Origin of the sequence: Vibrio hangzhouensis, assembly GCF_900107935.1 — a bacterium.
Lineage (GTDB): Bacteria > Pseudomonadota > Gammaproteobacteria > Enterobacterales > Vibrionaceae > Vibrio > Vibrio hangzhouensis.
The window spans coordinates 41,641-59,611 of record NZ_FNVG01000017.1; the positions used below are offsets into that span (position 1 = coordinate 41,641).

A 17,971-nucleotide genomic window follows, 5' to 3' on the forward strand; every position below is an offset into this window, starting at 1 on the left:
TTCAACTAACCGCCTCTAGTAAGTGAGCGGGGCGATGGTCCCACATTGAGACAATTCAAGGAGAATTCACATGGCTCTATCAATGCACACTAACTACGCTTCGCTGGTTACACAAAACACGCTAAGCAGCACAAACAACATGCTAAGCACGGCTATGGAGCGCCTGGGTACAGGTTACCGTATCAACTCAGCATCAGACGATGCGGCAGGCCTGTCAATCGCCAACAAACTGGAAGCACAAACGCGCGGTATGGGTGTCGCGATGCGTAACTCGCAAGACGCGATCTCTATGCTACAAACGGCAGACGGCGCTCTGGATGAGTTGTCTAGCATCGCTTACCGTATGAAAGACCTCGCAACACAATCTGCGAACGACTCGAACGCGGCAACTGAGCGTACTGCGCTAGACGCTGAATATCAGGAACTTATTCTTGAAGCGGAACGAATTCTTGACCAAACCAGCTACGGTGCAGGTGAACTATTGTTACGCGGCGGTCGTTTAGACGGTGCGATGCAGTTCCAAATCGGTGCAGGTGTCAATGAAACGCTGCAGTTAGACGTTTCTGGTCAGCTAGGTGCCATTGACTTTGCGGGTACGCTAGGCGACATCGCGACTGACGCAGCGACATCAAACGGTGAAATTACCGCTGTAAATGCTTTGTTTGACAACATCAATGCGCTACGCGGTACACTGGGTGCGAACATCAACCGTCTAGAGCACACTATCAACAACCTGGCGAACATCAGTGAAAACACAGCCGCCGCGAAAGGTCGTATCATGGACGCTGACTTTGCGGTTGAGTCTTCTAACATGACTAAGAACCAGATGCTAATGCAAGCGGGTACCACAGTACTATCACAAACTAACCAGCTACCTGGTATGGCGATGTCACTACTGCGCTAATCCGGCACGAATCCTTGGTAATGGGCGCGGCCCTCCCCAGCCAGCCGCACCCATTATTGTGGATATGATGAATTTTCCTTCGTTAACTATTCATCCGTCCTTTTATAGCCTCCTTCGGGAGGCTTTTTTGTCACCCTAACCAGTGACAGATTAATTGCTGAACCGAGATCTCACTCTACAAGATCTGAGCATACCCGCTACTTAATCCCCCCTTTGGGTCGGTCGCCTTAACCCTCTGAGTCATAAACCATTTTGCATGGAAAAGCGGAACACACCACATGGAAACCATACTTCCGCCAGATGCCAAGACTCAACTTAAATCATTGAATTTAATGATATTTAATCGTGGCACAATTATTGATTAAACCCTGAATACTATTGGGCTGAATCCATATACCACTATTCAGTCTGCAACCTTAAGGAGCGCTCAATGAGTTCGTTAGATCCCATCACAATGGCAACCCAGCTGGCTACCTACGACATTCAGCCATTCCAAAAGCGGTACCAGATGCAGGCGGATATGTACCAGGCGCAATTGACCGCACTGGGGAAAGTCGAATCCGCACTGCGCGAGTTTCGTTCTGCCGTCAATGACATGAATAGCTCAACGTCAAGTGTGATTAAAAACAGCACCAGCGTCTCACAAGAGGGCTTTTTCTCCGCCAGCGCCAATGCCAATGCACTGCCGGGAAGCTATCAGATCTTCGTCGAGCAGGTGGCGACGGCCCACCAGCTGAAAACCGGCATGCCCGCCGATTTGGATGCCACCACCGAGATCCCGACCACAGGTACGCTCGATTTCACCATCAATGGTGAAACTCTGACCATCGACCTGTCTACACTGGATACGGATGGCGACGGCAAAGCCACCATGGCGGAACTGGTGTCTGCCATCAATAACGACCCTGACAATCCGGGCGTAAATGCGACTCTGGTGCGCTCTAACGGCCAGACTCATTTTATGCTGTCCAGCACAGAAACCGGCGTCGCCAATACCATTGATGTGTCAGCATCAGGGACCGGAGCCGCCTGGTTTGAAGACGCCTTCACCAATACCACTGATCTCAGCACACCAAAAGACGCCGTCGTCTGGCTTGGGGCGGAGGGAACTGGGTTACGTCTGGAGAACAGCAGCAACACCTTTTCGGGCGTGATTGACGGTGTCGATTTGACCGTCAGCAAGGCACAGACATCTGGTGAGCAGCCCATTACTCTGAATATCGGCCCAGACGGAGAGGCGACCAAAGAACAGGTCAACAAATTCATCGAGGCTTACAACTCGTTAATGTCAACCATTGACGAATACACCGGCATTGGTAATGAAGATACCAAGCGCGGCGTACTGGCCAGCGACCCAACGCTGCGCTCGATAGAAAGCCAAGTCAATAACCTTGTCCGAGGCGATTTCGACGGCATGCGCCTCAGCCTCATAGGCATTGAGATAGACCGCAGCGGCAAAATGACGCTGGATGCGGATAAATTCGAACAGGCACAGAAAAACGACAGCGCAGCTCTGGAAGCCCTGTTCAATGGCGATGGTAACTTACTCGACTCTATCGACACCGCGCTTGAACCATACCTGATGTCGACGACGGGCATGTTTAAAACTCGCAAAGATTCTCTACAACAGAACATTTCCCGCATTGACGACAAACAAGTCACGCTGGAAAGACGATACGACATGGCTTACAGCCGCTACCTAAAACAGTTCACCCAGATGAACACCTTAATGACACAAATGAACCAAACCATGGGCATGTTTGGTTAAGGCTAGGAGTACAAGATTATGCTAATGGATTCAGGTTACGACTCATACCAACAGGTCGATTTAGATGCGCAGGCGGCAGCAGCCAACCCTCATCAACTGGTGGTCATGTTGATTGACGGCCTGCTCAACGAAATTGAGCGCGTACGGGGTCATATGGAAGCGGGTCGACTGGCACAAAAAGGCGATGGCATCAGTAAGTGTATGAACATACTGGTCGGCCTGGACAGCGCACTGGATGACGAAAATGGCGGCGAGATCGCGCAGAACCTGCACCAGTTGTATGACTTCTGTCAGGTCGAGCTGTATCAGGCAAGTGTCCACAATGACGTGGACAAGCTCACTGGCGTAGAAACGGTAATGGGCAACATCAGAGAAGGATGGCTGAATTTTGGTAACCAAGCATAAGGTGTCCCCTGAGCGATTTCGGCACCTAAGTAAACTTATTGAAATCGCAACAAAAACGGAAGACTGGCAGGCACTAAAACGCTATGACGGACAGCTTCGGGAGCTTTTGGACACCCATAGGCCGTACCTGAAAGATCCCCGACTGGCGCCGGAAATTGAACATGCCAAAAAAGCTCATTTGGCGGCGTTTGAAGCGCTTTCCATCGCAACCAGTAGGCTCAAGCAACAACTTGGCATGGCAGGCGAACAAAAAGAACGCGCCATCGCCTATCAACTCGCGATGACTCTGGAGTAACGCTATGTTGACGATACCAAATGCAAATGGCAGTGACCTCACTCCAAAGGCCAATGACCCTCGTCAATCGGCCTCGGTGGCCAATGCCAGAGAAAACAATGCCAACAAAAAGCCTGAGTCGTTCGGTCGATTAGTTAAGGACCCGGCCAAAGGACAGTCAGCCGGCAAGGTGAATGAGACGAAAGAAATGGCCGAGCAACAGGAGCCGCAAATCACCGTGGCACTGGCAGAGCTGGTAATTTCGCCGGATGCGAGCCTGGGTTCCGCCAACGCGGCTTCCGTCAGTACAGTGCAGACAGACTCACTCAAGCAGCAGGCCTCTGACATTCTTAGCCATTTCTCCCAAATGAGCAGGGCTCCAGAAAGCCAGTTGAGGACGTCCCTAGCTGACAACCCTTCTATTGGGTCACTTGTTCAGACAACGACCCAATCTGGCAAAACAGTGGACGCAGCTTTACTGACCACCACCCATTCTGCAGACCCGTTATCGTCACGAAGTGTCGGCTCAGATCTGGCTAACCTCATTACGGCAATGAACCAACAAGGAACAGCGCAGGGAACAGGCCAAAGTGCGCCCCTGACAACAGCGAGTCAGACCGCAGCTCAGGCCAGTGCAACCGCTGAGTGGGCTCCGGTTCGAGTCGATACTCAGGCTGGCAAGTGGGGTGAGCAAATGCTTCAGGTGCTCAACGATCGCGTCACGTTGCAGGCACAACAAAATCTTCAGGAGGCCCGGATTCGATTGGATCCCCCTGACCTGGGTAAGCTGGATCTGATGGTACGTGTAGAAGGTGACCGACTCAGTGTTCACATCAATGCCAATGCTGCAGCCACTCGCGAAGCCCTGATGCAGGTCTCAGAACGCCTGAGAGCGGAGCTACAAAACCAGAATTTCATGCACGTGGATGTTCAGGTAGGCAGTGGTGACAGCCAACATTCTTCCCCGAATCATACTCAGGATGACGAGTCGACCATCTTCGCCTCTCGCTCTATAGGTGACGACGCCAATTTCAATGCTTCATCGTTCACTTCTGAACACTGGCTCCACACGCAGGCCTAGTGCCTGCGCTTGGTGTCTTAATAAGGAATTAAATCATGACTAAACAGCAATTTTTCGCCATGTTCATCGCCATGCTCATTGCCAGTGCGCTGGTATCGGCTGCCACGGTGTTTGGCGCGGCCTGGTACCTGAAGCAAGCAGGTGACGATAGCAGCATGATCGAAAACACCCCATTGTCATTTCTGACCGAAGATAACAGTGCCCGTCACGCCCCGAGCTTTCAGTCACTGGATAAAGTGGTTCTCAGCGTGCGTGGCAAGAAACAGACACACTTCGTGATGATTGAGTTAGCCGTCGAGACCCGTCGACCTGAACGTCTGCAAAACATCAATGACTATATGCCTGTCGTACGCAATGCAATGTTGAATCTTTTTAGCCAGAAGACTTACGAAGATTTGCACGGTGAGCAGGCACTGACTTCTTTGCAAAATGAAGTCAAAAATACCGTCATGCAGGCGTTCGCCAAAACCGATGTGATTCGTGATATCGATGACGTACTGCTCACTAAGTACGTCGTGCAGTAGGGGCAGCCTATGTTGGATATGAATCACACGGACAGTTATACCTTAGCTGACGAGGTCAGTTCGCCTTCCACGCCCATTGATGAGAATCGTCTGCTCAGCCAGCATCAAGTGCTGGTTAAACGGGTCGTCAATCAGCTGCGCAATCACGCAACAACCCACTGTAGCCTGGAAGATATGCAGCAGATAGGTCTGATCGGTTTGCTTGAAGCAGGCCGTCGCTACGGCAATATTGATGACCCTAACTTTCCGGCGTTTGCGGTCTGTCGCATCCGCGGCTCTATCCTGGACGAACTGAGAAGGCTGGACTGGCGTTCACGTAAAACCCGTCAGCAGGCTCATGAGCTTAACGATATTACCCGCGATCTCACCAAAGCGCTGAAACGCGTGCCAACGGAAAAAGAGATCATAAAGGCACTGGGCACCGATGAGGCCGACTATCATGCCCGACTCAGTGCGTCTATGGCGGGTGAAATGCAAAGCCTGGATCAACTGATTGAAAAAGGGATGGAAGGTCAGGTGGATTCCGCCTACGAAGGCACACACCATGAACATATCCGCCGCAGTCTGGAAGTGGCTCTGTCCAAGCTTCCCAAACGCGAGCAACTGTTGCTCACACTGTTTTATCAGCACGAACTGAATCTTCATGAAATCGCCCTTGTACTTGAGCTGACCCCTCCGCGGATCTGTCAATTGCACAAGCAGGCACTGAAACAACTCAACCAATTACTTTCTTCTTAGGAGTCACATATGCAAAAGTTTATGGGCGCGATCATCATTTTGATGTGTGTCTTCGGCGGCTACGTCTGGGCAGGGGGCAGCATGATGGCCATCTGGCAGCCAGCTGAATTCCTGATCATTATCGGTGCAACCGTGGGTTCTTTGATCATCGGTAACCCACCTCATGTTCTGAAAGAGATGCGTCGACAACTACGCTCAATCATGTCCCCTAACCAGGACGAACAAGCGTTCTACATGGAGTTGATGGCCCTGCTTCAGGTATTGCTGGAAACCGTTCGCAGTGGCGGCTTCAAAGCATTGGATAAACACATTGAGAATCCAGAGCAGAGTCCAATCTTCAATCGCTACCCGTTAGTAAGTCGTGACTATCGCCTCGTTTCTTTCATTACCGACAATTTGCGTTTAATGGCAATGGGTCAAATGTCGCCTCATGAGTTAGAGGGACTACTAGAACAAGAAATTGAAGCAATAGAAACGGATCTCCTGTTGCCATCACGCTCAATGCAGCGAACGGCAGAAGCCCTACCCGGTTTCGGAATCCTTGCCGCCGTCGGCGGTATCATTATCACCATGCAGGCGATCGACGGCTCTATTGCAATGATTGGCTATCATGTAGCCGCTGCTCTGGTAGGCACATTTTTAGGTATTTTTGGTTGTTACTGCTGTTTAGACCCGGCGAGTAACGCCATGGCTCAGCGAGTCAAACGAGACATGTCAGCTTTTGACTGCATCCGCGCAACCTTAGTAGCGTATGTGGCCAAGAAACCGACACTGCTCGCTATCGACGCAGGCCGCAAGCACATTCAGCTCGACATCAAACCTACTTTCAATCAAATGGAGAGGTGGCTAGCTGAACAGGAGGGATAATGCAAAAACAAGAGCAAGTCGTCTTTAAGCGTTCAGGACGCCGTCATGATCACGAGTATCATGGCGGTGCCTGGAAAGTCGCACTCGCCGACTTTATGATCGCACTAATGGCTCTGTTTCTCGTATTATGGGTCATGCAGGTCGTCGACAAAGATGAGCGCAAAGCCATTGTCGCCCACCTGCAGATGGCCAGTGTGTTTGACAAAAGCACGGGCAGCCTGTTCGATACCTCACAAAGTATCTCTCCTATCGATCTGGCGTCCGACTCTTCAGTCACCAGTCGCCACGACTCAGTTCATACCGTCACCTCGTTCTTCCAGGGCGATCGGGAGGGACCAGAGTCCGACTCACTGATTGATGGCACTTTTGATACCCAGGAACGCCTGGCTGCTCTGGCTAAGCTGGTAAATGAGATGATGCGTCAGATTAATGCCGAAGGAAATGTGGATGTCACAGTGACACCGCAGGGCCTGAGAATCGTGTTGCAGGACGACTATAAGCAACAGATGTTCGGTCGCGGCGGCTCCAAACTGACCCCGTTCTTTGAGGATCTGTTACTGGCCCTGGCCCCGGTATTTCAGCGGGTAGAAAACCCGATGATCATCAGTGGCCATACCGACGCCACCCAGTATCGCAAGGCCTTTGGCAACACCTCCAACTGGGAGCTGTCTTCATCGCGTGCCAACCGCGCCAGACAGACTCTGGTCGCCGGTGGTATGCCTGAGCAGCGTGTGTTGCAGGTAACGGGCATGTCTGACCGTGCGCTACTCAACCAGCACGATCCTAAATCGAGTGAAAACCGTCGAATTGAGTTGTTTATACTGACTACACCCGCTGCAGAAGTCATCAGCACCCTGTTTGGCGATCAAAGTCATAATGAACTTGAGAAGGCACGTGAGAAGGCCAAATTTAATCAGCCGGTCTTCAGAACCGATACCATACGCTTTGAATCGGAAGGCACCTCTTCCGTATCACCACAAGCACTGTAATTTGCGAGTCAGGACAGGTGTTCTATGCTTAGGTAGAACACCCTGATATGCCTTTGTTTTTTTATTGATATTTGATCTAAGTAGAGCGTGTTATGCGTCAAACTCATCCTCATTTTGCCGAGAGCAAATCAGACAGTCTGCAAAAAGCCTTTTTGTGGTTGATCGTTGTTGATTACGCTTTACTGGCGATGTTTCTCAGTCAACTATCCTCATTGACTCTGAAAGGAGGAACCGCAATCAGCATGCTTCTGGTGGTCTACAACGGTCTGCTGACCTTCCTCTGCTTCCGCCGCACCCACAAACGCGATTCGTACATTATCTACCCCACACTTTCCGCAACGCTGCTGGCGTTTATTTGCTTTTTGTATTTTTTCTTTTTGGTTTGAGGTGCTAGGTGCTAGGTGCTAGGTGCTAGGTGCTAGAAAACTACGTATCGGCCTGCGGCATCAAGCTCAATGAGCCTTTGAACTGACGAAAACGAATAAAAAAGAGCAGGCCTGGCCTGCTCATTTCAGTGCTATTTTTGCTTTAGCTTGGAGAAGAATTTAAGCGTTGCAGAACGGTCACGTTTTGCAGAAGTTGACGTTGACTGGGTCGCTACCTGAGCCCCAGTAAGAGGCTGGAAGCTTTCGAGCACATAGCTGTCGTCGTAAACCACCGTACCAAATTCCTTACAGCGGATTTCCGCATTGGCACCCACGAGACAGTCAGAAATTTGTGTACCATCTTCAAGGGTAAATGACGCCATTTTGCCGCCGTACGCATATTCACTGGTATAAACATCCGTATTACCAACCTCTTCGCTGTAGGAAGAATCAATTACCTCTGATTCAAACGCTTTAACCAACAGGCTGCCGATTTGATAGCTTGCGGCTGGCTGTGTTAGCTCTGTTTCTCTGATAGTGCTGCTGTACTCTACATTGTCAGAAGGGTAATCTTGCCACGTAGTGGTATAAGTCCCGTCACCATTATCTAGCCAGGCGCCCTCTGCAACTATAACGTATTCACCACTTTGCGGGTCCGCGTAGTACGATACGAATGATTCACTATTACCGGAAACGGTATAGACATCTTTCCAACCGTTGTCACTCACAAAAGTATAAACCCCGTCGCGAGACAGATAATAATCTGAGATCGTAACCTGATTCTGCTGGGCAAATTCCAGCCCGACAAAATTACCGCTATTATCAATCACGGTTTGACCGTTAATTTGAATTTCGCCTTCCACATTCAGAATCGCGTTGCCCGCTGCAAAAGCCGAGGAAACACCTAACACTGATGACAGTGCGACCACTACTAGTTTTTTATTCATTGTTACATCCATATATTTATTGTTATTTGATGGTGAGTTTGCCAGAGACAACCAGCTTTTCGGCGGGTAAGTCACTGTCGCTATTTGAAACTAAAGCAAAGACCCCTTGTTGACCATTATTGGTGGATACCTCGATCACCACGTCCTCAGACTCGGACACTTCGATCTGGCTGTACTCCTTGCCATCTTGGTCAACCACTAGTGTTGCACTCTGCTTAAGTTCATCAACAGTTTTAAAGACCGTTCCACTCCCTGAGTCTTCACTGTCTCCCCCACCACAACCAGCTAACAGTAAGATAGCGCTGGATAGAAGTAGATATTTCATAATGTTCCTTATATATGCATCGCCTTTAATGCAAAAACTTTCATATCAAAGACATTCATACATTTCTGATCGAAATATCATTCCCGTGATGCAACTCAATCTATTTAACACAATGTAAACACCTGATTTATATAAATATATTATTCATTCATGGTAATTATTAATATGACATACAGCGGCAGTTTTCCAAATGAACGCGCGACGCAACCGCTACACTTGGTAACAAATCTGGGAGTAACTTGAGGGGGGTAATAACTGGAAACAGCTCCGAAGAGCTATTTCAGCAAGGCAACAACCGTATGGCGGCGAACGTTCGCCTGGGCATTCAGCGCTTTGAAGGTGGTGGTGAAATCTTGAGAAAGGCGATTAAACTGGGTCAGTTGCTCACTGACTTGTTCAGCAGAAGGGACATTAGACTGACTTTGGATGCGCGTCATCTGCGTGTTCAGTTGTGACTGAAACTGTCTAGCTTCGTTCAGACTGATCTGAGCTTGCTGCAGGTGCTGATTGACCTTGGCAATAGATTGTTTGATACCGTCACGAGAGCCTAAGTCAAACTTAAGTTCGGCCGTGCCATCCGGTTCTGCCTGAATGTTAAAGGTATTAGCCTGACCGGCTGGAAAACGGTGGCCCTGCCCTGTGACATTGACCTGTTGCTTCATCGCAGCGTAGGCTGACTCGTGAACCTCAAACAAAATACTGCCGTCGTGGGATAATGAGGCTCGCATCCCCATTGGGATCAGACTGCGATCGAGCTGCTTTACTGTACGGACACCATCCGACTGGCCGTCAAATTGCAGCACTACGGAACCGCCACCAGGAAAGTCCAGACGCACCTGCTCCGCTCTTTCACTCATGCGGTGCACGTTCAGTCCGGGGATAGAAAATCGCCTCACATCCGCGCTGTCGAGTTTGAGTTGCAGTTCATTATCAACTACACGCTTACCATCAAACCGGGCCTGGTTCAGCGTTGCGTCAATGGTGGTTTTCGAGCGGGTGAGCGCATCTGACGTGGCACTGGTGACCCCGTGTGAGAGCGAATGGGTCAACTGCCGTTTCACCTGCGTCAGCTCTTTACCGACCCCTTGCAGTGCTTTGGTGGCAATTTGCACCGACGTCGCGTGCTGCTGACCCTGAGTCAGTAACACCCCCGATAATGAGTAGGCAGACGTGATGTCTGCCTGAGGTCTTAAAAGGCGTTTGGACAGCGAACTGCTGGTATCCGAAGCCTGAGACGGAGCAATAGTTGCCGCCTCCTGCCCCGTCAGCTTAATACTATGCGGTCTGACTTCAACCGTACTAACTGCCATAACACCTTTCCTTGTTGCTCAAATTGGTCGACCTAAATACGGTCAAAAAGAGATAAATCGTTGATTTTCACATAGCTGGCCTGAGTTGCCTGCAGGGCAGCCATATAATTACTTAAGCGCACCGATGCCTCGCCATAGTCCAGAGCGGAAATGTCACTGGTCACCTTATCTACAAACAGCTTATTTTCACCATGAGCGCCGTCCATGAGATCAAGGTTATTATGACGGCCACCAATCTCGGTCATCGCACCCAGTACGTTGCCCAGCGTATCATCAATGGCATCCAGGCTGGCTGCAACTTCGTTTTGAAAATTTGGACTCGGGTTCTTAAATTCAACAATAAGCGCATCAATCTGATTGAGGACGTTATTACCGCCGCCCAGATCCAGAATATCCTGAGCCGTCATATTCGACTCCATCGTCACCCCTTTGGCGACAGTCACTACACGCTTATCATTATTACCCTCAATCACGTAACTGCCGCCTGCATTAGACACCGCAGCGGTATCTGTCTTAGTGCCAGAGAACAGGTAATGACCTTCTTCATCCTGAGCATTAAACGCAGCGGCAACGGAATCCCTCAGGCTTTCTAACTCAGTCACCATGACCGCACGGTCATCATCACTAATCGTACCATTGGCACCCCACAACACCAGCTCACGCATGCTTTTCAGGCCCTCATTCACTGAGTCAAGATAGGTCTCCTGGCTTGATAACGTGGTTTTCACATTAGCAATATTGCGCTGATACTGATTGATAGCACTGCCTTCGCGATCCAGGTTAAGCAATTGAATCGAGGCCATTGGGTCATCAGACAACTTGGTTAATCGATCCCCGGTGGCCATCTGTTGCAGCACCTTGCCCAGACCGGCATTATTGAGCTGCAAACTTTGCAGCATCATCTGGCTAAATTGAGTATCACTGACTCTCATACTAACTCCTTAAAATAGCTGCAACACAGAATCGAACAGTTGGTTGGCAGTGCTAATGACTTTCATGTTGGCATTATGTGCATTGGCAAACGTCATCAGGTTAGCGGCTTCTTCATCACTGCTTACCGCGCTGACGTTGTCGCGTGCGGCGACCGATTGCTCAAACATCGACTGTTTGGCCTGATAGTCCGAATCTGCCTGTCTGGCTTTGATCGCCGTTTGACCGACCATCGCAGTAAATGCATCATTAAGAGACAACGAACCAAGCCCTGAAATAGCAACCGGTTTGTTACTGATAGCGATCAGATCTTTCAAATTATCACTGTTACCCGGGTTACCATCCGCAGAGAAAGCCAGTTCATCCGCTTTGATATCGGTGATGTTGAGACTGGCTGCTGGGTTGGCAGGGTCATAAGTAAACAGGGGCGGCCCCGGATTACCATTCAGATCCACACCAGCCGCAAGTACAGCATTGAACTCGTCCGCTAAGTTACGAGCCATATCGTCGATGGCCTGCTGATAAGGCTTAAGCACATCTACCTGATAGTCATTGAGAGCACCTAGCTTGCCTCCCACATCCCCTTTGGCAGCAAAAGTTTGATTACCAAATTCGATTTGGATGTCGGCTAAATATGGGTCGCTTGGATCGGGTACCGCTGTGATCTTACTGGCATCCGCCCCCATCACCAGTGGTTGACCCGATACAAGCGCCAACTGAATGCTGCCATCTGCCTGATCGGTGGTTTTCACTTCCATGATTTTTGACAGCTCACCGACGAGTGCATCGCGGGTATCCATCAGTTGTGCTGGATTGCCACCAGTCCCCTGCATCTCCACTATCTGCTTATTCACATCAGCAATATTGCTCATCAGGCTGTTGGCCTGAGCAATAGCGGCATTGCGTTGGTCATGCACGTCTTTGTGCTGGTTGTGCAAAGATTCAGTTAGAGTATTGAAGCGGCGAGCCAAGGCTTCTGATTCATTAATCACCTGCTGGCGTAATGGGTTCGACTCTGGTTTAGTGGTCGCATCATTGAGAGACGCAAACAGCGAATCCAAACCTGCCGACAGACTGAATCCGTCTGCCCCCAGCATGTTTTCTAACTGGCTCATGGCACTGGTGTACCCGGACGCGTAATTGGCAGCACTGGCGGTTGACCAGGTCTGCTTCACCAGATATTGATCGGTCACGCGGCGAATGCTGGTCACCTCGACCCCCATACCCGCACTGTGTTTGTCGTATTTCCCCCCCGATAACGAAGCCATCATAGCTTGCTGTCGGCTGTAACCCGGAGTATTGATGTTGGCAACGTTCTGCGCAGTGACATCCAGTGCCACCCGGTTCGCATTCAGGCCAGAGAGCGCAATATTGACGAGATTCATGATAACTAGAGCTCCGTTGTTCTAATCAGAGACTGGGAAAATGCCATGGTAGTGGCGACTTCTTTAGGGGATTGCCTATAAAAGGCGACCGACTGTGTCTGGGAATTAACTGACTCAAGGGGTTCCGCGATCGCTTGCGTACCAACTTGTGACAATGGTTCCATATCGTTGGCAGGTTGCATCACGTTTGTTATCGCCGGGTCGAACTGCACTTCAAGATTAGACGAGGTTGACTGAGCCGGGCCGAGCTGTTTAACCAACATATCCGCAATGCCTGAGCTCTGTTTCTTGGCCATTTCAATCGCTAACTGACCATCATGCATATCACGGAATACCCCATGCTGCTGAGAGGAAAACGGACTGTCTTCATCGGCCAGCACATCGCTACTGCTGCGCATTTGTCTTAGCACCATTTGCAGAAACATGGCTTCGAACTGTCCCGCCACCTCTTGCAGAGCCCCCTGTTGGTCGCTGCTGTGTTTGATATTGGTCAGAGCCGCGTTGTCGTGATAAAGCACGCTGTTCATCTGCGTAGTGTCGTTCATCGCATCTATATTCATACTCAGCTCCTAAATCACGACCAGTTCAGCATTGAGGGCACCGGCCTCATGCAGCGCTTGCAAAATAGACATCAAATCCGTCGGAGTTGCGCCCAAACTGTTGACAGCATTGACGATGGTATTGAGTTCGGTTCCTTCCGGCCAAATCACCATCTGTGCCTGATCTTCGTTGATGTTTATCTTCGATTGATCCACCACCACAGTATCACCATCAGCAAAGGCATTAGGCTGACTCACTTTCTGCGATTCGGTTATCGAAACGGTCAGGTTTCCGTGGCTCACTGCAGCCTCGGTCACTTTGACGTTCTTACCGACCACCACAGTTCCTGTGCGCGAGTTGAAGACAATACGCGCAGGTTTGCGCCCTTCAACCACACTCATCTCTTCCAGCATGGACATCATGGTCACTCGTTGCTGACTGTCTTTAGGCGCGCGCATGTCCACGCGCACTTTATTGACGGCAATCGCCACATCCGGACCAAAGGTACTGTTGATCTCCCGGGCAATGTTCTTCGCCGTGGTGAAGCTGGCCTTGCGCAGGTTCAGAGTGATCTGCGAACGCGAGTTGAAATCCGACGGGATCTCACGCTCCAGTGTCGCACCGTTCGGTACACGCCCCGCTGTTGGGGTGTTTACCGCGACCTTAGAGCCACTGCGCCCTTCCGCTGATACACCACCAACCACGACGTTGCCCTGAGCTACGGCATACACCTCGCCATCCACGCCGCGCAACGGAGTAAGCAACAGCGTGCCGCCTCTAAGACTTTTGGCGTCACCGATAGAGGACACCACAACATCCAGCATTTGCCCCGGGCCTGCCATAGGATCGACGGTAGCGGTAACACTCACAGAAGCCACATTACGCAACTTAGGATTGGCATCGTCACCAATCTGCACCCCGAATTGGCGTAGCATATTGGTGATGGACTGAGCGGTGAACTTCACCTGATTTCGGTCCCCTTGACCATCAAGGCCCACGACCAGTCCATAGCCCACTAACTGGTTACTACGAACCCCCTGAACATCGACCAAATCCATAATGGGAATTTCCACTTCCGCTTTCGCGACGGGCATCATGCCCAATGCAAAAGCCAGAAAAATCGACGTGAAAAAATAGCGTTGTTTTGTCATTAGAACGGCATCCATGGGCTGGTGAAGAATTGAGTGAGCCAGCCAGCAGAGTTACTGTCTGCCAGAGCACCACGGCCAGAGTAGGTAATACGGGCATCACCGATTCGGTGCGAGTAAACCTGGTTGTAACGATCGACATCATCGACACGGACGATGCCTGTTACACGAATAAATTCATCGCCCTGATTGAGACGAATCCATTTTTCGCCGCTGATACGCAGCACTCCGTTGGGCAGCACTTCATGTACCGTCACCGTAATGGCGCCTTCCAGTTTATTGCCCTGCGAACTGGCAGCACTGCCATCAAAGGCGCGTGAACCATTCAAACCCACGGCAGTTTCATTCAGCGTAGTACCACCAATGGTTGCGGCGCTGAAATCGACATTGGAAGACTTGCCAAACTTGGTGTCAGCTTTTTTACTCGACTGCGTTTCTTCCACCAGCAAAACAGTCAGCACATCACCGATACGGTACGCACGGCGATCCTGGAATAACGTGAGGTTATACTGGTGGCGATACAGACTGCCCCCCGTGGCCTCCGGTAACGCATAATTCAGCTCTGGTGGTGCATACTTCTGCTCATCCGGCTCAGGCGGTACAAACTCGGGACGAGCTGCACATCCGGTCAACACCAGTAACCCTATTACCATCCACCATCGAGAAAGCCATTTCATGCCACTATTTCCTTTCACGTTAACTCCCAGTACTGCTGTTGATGGTTAGATTGATTGTGCAACGAACTTGAGCATGTCATCAGCCGCTGAAACTACTTTGGCATTCATTTCGTAAGCACGTTGAGTGGTGATCATATCCACCATCTCTTCTACCACTTGTACGTTCGAGCCTTCCAGAGCCCCTTGCTTGATGCTCCCAGCCCCCTCTTCGCCGGCAATCAGTTCTTCAGCCTGACCACTGGCTTCAGTTTCTTTGAACAGGTTGCCTCCGATGGCTTCAAGACCCGCTGGGTTAACGAATTTCGCCAGGGTGATTTGCCCAAGATTCTGCGGCGCCGGCCCGTCTGCTGTGGTGGTGGTCACCGTGCCATCGACACCGACCGACAGGGTTAACGCATTGTCCGGAATCTGAATTTGCGGCTCCAATGGCAGACCCTGGCTATTCACCATCAGACCTTCGGAGTTGACATGAAACTGACCATTTCGGGTATACATGATCTGACCGTCAGAGTTTTCAATCTGGAAAAAGCCTTGCCCCATCACGGCTAAATCCAGCTCTTGCCCGGTATTTTGCGCGCTACCCTGAGTGAACACTTTCTGAGTGCCCACCACACGTACACCGCTACCCAACTGCATGCCCGTTGGCAATTGGTTGACCTGATCTACCTGAGCACCTGGCTGGCGCTGAATGCTGTAAAACAGATCTTCAAACACCACACGGTCGCGCTTGAAGCCTACCGTATTCACGTTTGCCAGGTTGTTTGAGATCGCCGTCATCTTGGTATCTTGGGCGGCCATCCCTGTTTTACTGACCCATAATGCTGAATGCATGATTACTCCTTTGCGCGCGAGATTAACTCGCGCTCATTAATTTGTTTCCAGATTGCGCAAGTGTTTCCGCTGTTTTCATCATGCGGATTTGCATCTCAAAGTTGCGGGTAAGTGACATCACACTGAGCAATTCATCAATGGCTGACACGTTACTGCCTTCAATGTGCTCAGGAGCCAGATTTACGGTGGCATCCGCAGCAAAAGGCTGGCCATCAAGGCTGTGCAGCAAACTGTCACTCTCTTTTTGCAGTTGATTTCTCTCCGGCTTTACCAGCTTCAGAGTGCCGACTTCCACTTCCGCGCCGCCTCCCGGTGGAATAACGCTGACCCGGCCACGCTCACTGATTTCTACCTTCTGGAATTCCGGTAGAACCATCGGACCGTTATCACCGATGACAGGGAAACCATTGATACTCATCGCACCCAGTTCATTCACTTTGATATTACCGGCACGGGTATAGGCTTCGTTGCCTGCAGGTGTCTGAACACTGATGTAACCTTCACCCATAATGGCGATATCCAGTGCCCGACCCGTTTTCACTACATCGCCAGAATCAAAGCGCGTCGCAGCAGAGTTGGTGACAACCATGGTGCGTCCATCAAAGCCTGAACCTTGCAGCGGAATGCTTTTCACGCGTTCCATATCGGCGCGAAAACCGGCCGTATCGGCATTCGATAAGTTATTGGAGCGAACGTGCTGCGCCTTGAGTACGCGACTCGCTCCGGTTGTGGCTGTGAATAACAAGCTATCCATGCGCTAACTTCCTATACCGCGTTGAACAGGGCTTGAGTCAGCTTGTCAGACGTCGAAATCGTCTTCGCATTCGCTTGGTAGTTGCGCTGAGCCGTCATCAGGTTCACCAGTTCAGAGGTCAGATCGACGTTAGAGCCTTCCAGCGCTCCCGGCGTCAGATCACCTAACACGCCTGTACCTGGCGTCCCCATCACTGGTGCGCCTGAGCTGTAGCTCTGAGTCCAGGCCGTTCCATTGGTCTTCGCCAGACCTTGAGGGTTGGCAAAGTTTGCTAAAATGACTTGTCCTTGCAATTGAGACTGGCCGTTGGTGTAAGTCGCAAACAGCATGCCGTTGTCTTCCACTCGAACCCCTGCCAGTTCACCCGAGGTATAACCGTTAGGATTGTTGGTGCTCACGCCAAATGCGGCGCCAAATTGTGTGCTGCCAGCCAGACTGATATCGATGCTCATGGCATTGGCACCCGGAGCCGGGAAAGCGACGTTGAAGGAACCGGCTGGTGACGCCAAGGTACCATCGGTATTAAAAGTCACAGGTACGGTTTGTACTGGCGTGCTGCCACCATCCACCTGCACATTGACTTCCCAGGTGTTATCAGCCGTTTTGGTGAAGTACTGAGTCACCGTGTGTGAGTTGCCCAGTGAGTCATACACTTTCGAGGTGTAAGAAGAGTTAAATGAGTTGGGATCAGCAGGGTCAAACGGATTGACCGCCTGATCTATCACATCGGAGCTGGCATCAAAATTGGCCACAAAATCCAGCTTGTCCGTCGCTTTCGCCGCCAGTGAGGAAGTGCTGATCTGCAGATCGCCGACCGAACCTGTCAGCAGGTTATTGTTGCTGTCGACGCTGTAGCCCTGAAGTTTTGCCCCTGTGTTACCGACAACATAGTTGTTTTTATCGGTACCGAATACGCCCGCGCGGGTATACAAAGTCTGGCCCATATGGTCTTTGGTCACGAAAAAGCCGTTGCCATTGATCGCCATATCCATAGAGCGACCCGTGCCCGACACTGAACCATTCTTGTCGAAATTCTGAGAAATCGCCGCGACTTCCACCCCACCAGGTTGCATGCCGTTGTAGACTGCGGAGAATTCAGTACGTGACTGTTTAAAACCATACGTGGAAGCGTTGGCAATGTTATGGCTGATTGTATTTAGCTGAGTATTGGTGGCGTCCAGGCCACTTAATGCAATATTAAAGCTCATA

21 protein-coding genes are annotated in these 17,971 nt (G+C 50.7%); 10 read left to right on the forward strand and 11 right to left on the reverse strand.

Going from position 1 to position 17,971, the window contains the following annotated elements:
- Positions 1 to 70 precede the first annotated feature (70 nt).
- From lafA to C4S60_RS16180, 10 genes are all read left to right on the forward strand, one after another.
- Positions 71 to 904, forward strand: a complete 834-nt coding sequence (gene lafA / locus C4S60_RS16135) for a lateral flagellin LafA (protein ID WP_103881389.1) — start codon at positions 71 to 73, stop codon at positions 902 to 904.
- A gap of 430 nt (positions 905 to 1,334) precedes the next feature.
- Positions 1,335 to 2,672, forward strand: coding sequence for a flagellar filament capping protein FliD (gene fliD / locus C4S60_RS16140; protein ID WP_103881390.1), 1,338 nt, complete (start codon positions 1,335 to 1,337; stop codon positions 2,670 to 2,672).
- A gap of 18 nt (positions 2,673 to 2,690) precedes the next feature.
- Positions 2,691 to 3,077 (forward strand): flagellar export chaperone FliS, encoded by a 387-nt coding sequence (gene fliS, locus C4S60_RS16145; RefSeq protein WP_103881391.1) that lies wholly within the window; start codon positions 2,691 to 2,693, stop codon positions 3,075 to 3,077.
- Positions 3,061 to 3,372: a LafD gene (locus C4S60_RS16150; RefSeq protein ID WP_103881392.1), complete on the forward strand. Its 312-nt coding sequence runs from the start codon at positions 3,061 to 3,063 to the stop codon at positions 3,370 to 3,372. Before fliS ends, C4S60_RS16150 begins: the two co-directional genes overlap by 17 nt.
- Positions 3,373 to 3,376: 4 nt before the next feature.
- Positions 3,377 to 4,432 (forward strand): flagellar hook-length control protein FliK, encoded by a 1,056-nt coding sequence (locus C4S60_RS23810; RefSeq protein WP_244183127.1) that lies wholly within the window; start codon positions 3,377 to 3,379, stop codon positions 4,430 to 4,432.
- Between the two features lie 35 nt (positions 4,433 to 4,467).
- Positions 4,468 to 4,956, forward strand: a complete 489-nt coding sequence (locus C4S60_RS16160) for a flagellar basal body-associated FliL family protein (RefSeq protein ID WP_103881393.1) — start codon at positions 4,468 to 4,470, stop codon at positions 4,954 to 4,956.
- A gap of 9 nt (positions 4,957 to 4,965) precedes the next feature.
- The gene (locus C4S60_RS16165) at positions 4,966 to 5,694 is read left to right on the forward strand and encodes a FliA/WhiG family RNA polymerase sigma factor (RefSeq protein WP_103881394.1); all 729 of its coding nucleotides are present in this window, start codon (positions 4,966 to 4,968) and stop codon (positions 5,692 to 5,694) included.
- 9 nt (positions 5,695 to 5,703) lie between these two features.
- On the forward strand, positions 5,704 to 6,561 hold the full coding sequence (motA, locus tag C4S60_RS16170) for a flagellar motor stator protein MotA (RefSeq protein WP_103881395.1): 858 nt from the start codon (positions 5,704 to 5,706) through the stop codon (positions 6,559 to 6,561).
- The gene (locus tag C4S60_RS16175) at positions 6,561 to 7,550 is read left to right on the forward strand and encodes a flagellar motor protein MotB (RefSeq protein ID WP_103881396.1); all 990 of its coding nucleotides are present in this window, start codon (positions 6,561 to 6,563) and stop codon (positions 7,548 to 7,550) included. Before motA ends, C4S60_RS16175 begins: the two co-directional genes overlap by 1 nt.
- A 92-nt stretch (positions 7,551 to 7,642) precedes the next feature.
- Complete coding sequence (locus C4S60_RS16180; RefSeq protein ID WP_103881397.1) at positions 7,643 to 7,936, forward strand: hypothetical protein; 294 nt, start codon at positions 7,643 to 7,645, stop codon at positions 7,934 to 7,936.
- Between the two features lie 131 nt (positions 7,937 to 8,067).
- On the opposite strand, the gene C4S60_RS16185 is transcribed toward C4S60_RS16180, so the two are convergent.
- From C4S60_RS16185 to flgE, 11 genes are all read right to left on the reverse strand, one after another.
- Positions 8,068 to 8,862 carry a hypothetical protein gene (locus C4S60_RS16185; protein WP_103881398.1) on the reverse strand — a complete coding sequence of 265 codons (795 nt, stop codon included), beginning with the start codon at positions 8,860 to 8,862 and terminating at the stop codon, positions 8,068 to 8,070.
- A gap of 22 nt (positions 8,863 to 8,884) precedes the next feature.
- On the reverse strand, positions 8,885 to 9,187 hold the full coding sequence (locus tag C4S60_RS16190) for a hypothetical protein (RefSeq protein ID WP_103881399.1): 303 nt from the start codon (positions 9,185 to 9,187) through the stop codon (positions 8,885 to 8,887).
- A gap of 275 nt (positions 9,188 to 9,462) precedes the next feature.
- Entirely contained in the window at positions 9,463 to 10,497 is a 1,035-nt protein-coding gene (locus C4S60_RS16195) for a flagellin (protein ID WP_103881400.1), read from the reverse strand.
- A 32-nt stretch (positions 10,498 to 10,529) separates the two neighbouring features.
- Complete coding sequence (flgL, locus tag C4S60_RS16200; RefSeq protein ID WP_103881401.1) at positions 10,530 to 11,429, reverse strand: flagellar hook-associated protein FlgL; 900 nt, start codon at positions 11,427 to 11,429, stop codon at positions 10,530 to 10,532.
- Between the two features lie 9 nt (positions 11,430 to 11,438).
- Positions 11,439 to 12,812 (reverse strand): flagellar hook-associated protein FlgK, encoded by a 1,374-nt coding sequence (flgK, locus tag C4S60_RS16205; protein ID WP_103881402.1) that lies wholly within the window; start codon positions 12,810 to 12,812, stop codon positions 11,439 to 11,441.
- A gap of 5 nt (positions 12,813 to 12,817) precedes the next feature.
- Positions 12,818 to 13,372: a rod-binding protein gene (locus C4S60_RS16210; RefSeq protein WP_103881403.1), complete on the reverse strand. Its 555-nt coding sequence runs from the start codon at positions 13,370 to 13,372 to the stop codon at positions 12,818 to 12,820.
- Between the two features lie 9 nt (positions 13,373 to 13,381).
- Positions 13,382 to 14,503 carry a flagellar basal body P-ring protein FlgI gene (locus tag C4S60_RS16215; protein WP_167390990.1) on the reverse strand — a complete coding sequence of 374 codons (1,122 nt, stop codon included), beginning with the start codon at positions 14,501 to 14,503 and terminating at the stop codon, positions 13,382 to 13,384.
- Positions 14,503 to 15,177 (reverse strand): flagellar basal body L-ring protein FlgH, encoded by a 675-nt coding sequence (gene flgH, locus C4S60_RS16220; protein ID WP_103881405.1) that lies wholly within the window; start codon positions 15,175 to 15,177, stop codon positions 14,503 to 14,505. The genes C4S60_RS16215 and flgH overlap by 1 nt, the downstream gene beginning before the upstream one ends.
- 45 nt (positions 15,178 to 15,222) lie before the next feature.
- Positions 15,223 to 16,008 carry a flagellar basal-body rod protein FlgG gene (flgG, locus tag C4S60_RS16225; RefSeq protein WP_103881406.1) on the reverse strand — a complete coding sequence of 262 codons (786 nt, stop codon included), beginning with the start codon at positions 16,006 to 16,008 and terminating at the stop codon, positions 15,223 to 15,225.
- Between the two features lie 22 nt (positions 16,009 to 16,030).
- Entirely contained in the window at positions 16,031 to 16,762 is a 732-nt protein-coding gene (locus tag C4S60_RS16230; protein ID WP_103881407.1) for a flagellar basal body rod protein FlgF, read from the reverse strand.
- Positions 16,763 to 16,773: 11 nt separating this feature from the next.
- Positions 16,774 to 17,970 carry a flagellar hook protein FlgE gene (gene flgE / locus C4S60_RS16235; protein WP_103881408.1) on the reverse strand — a complete coding sequence of 399 codons (1,197 nt, stop codon included), beginning with the start codon at positions 17,968 to 17,970 and terminating at the stop codon, positions 16,774 to 16,776.
- Position 17,971 lies beyond the last annotated feature (1 nt).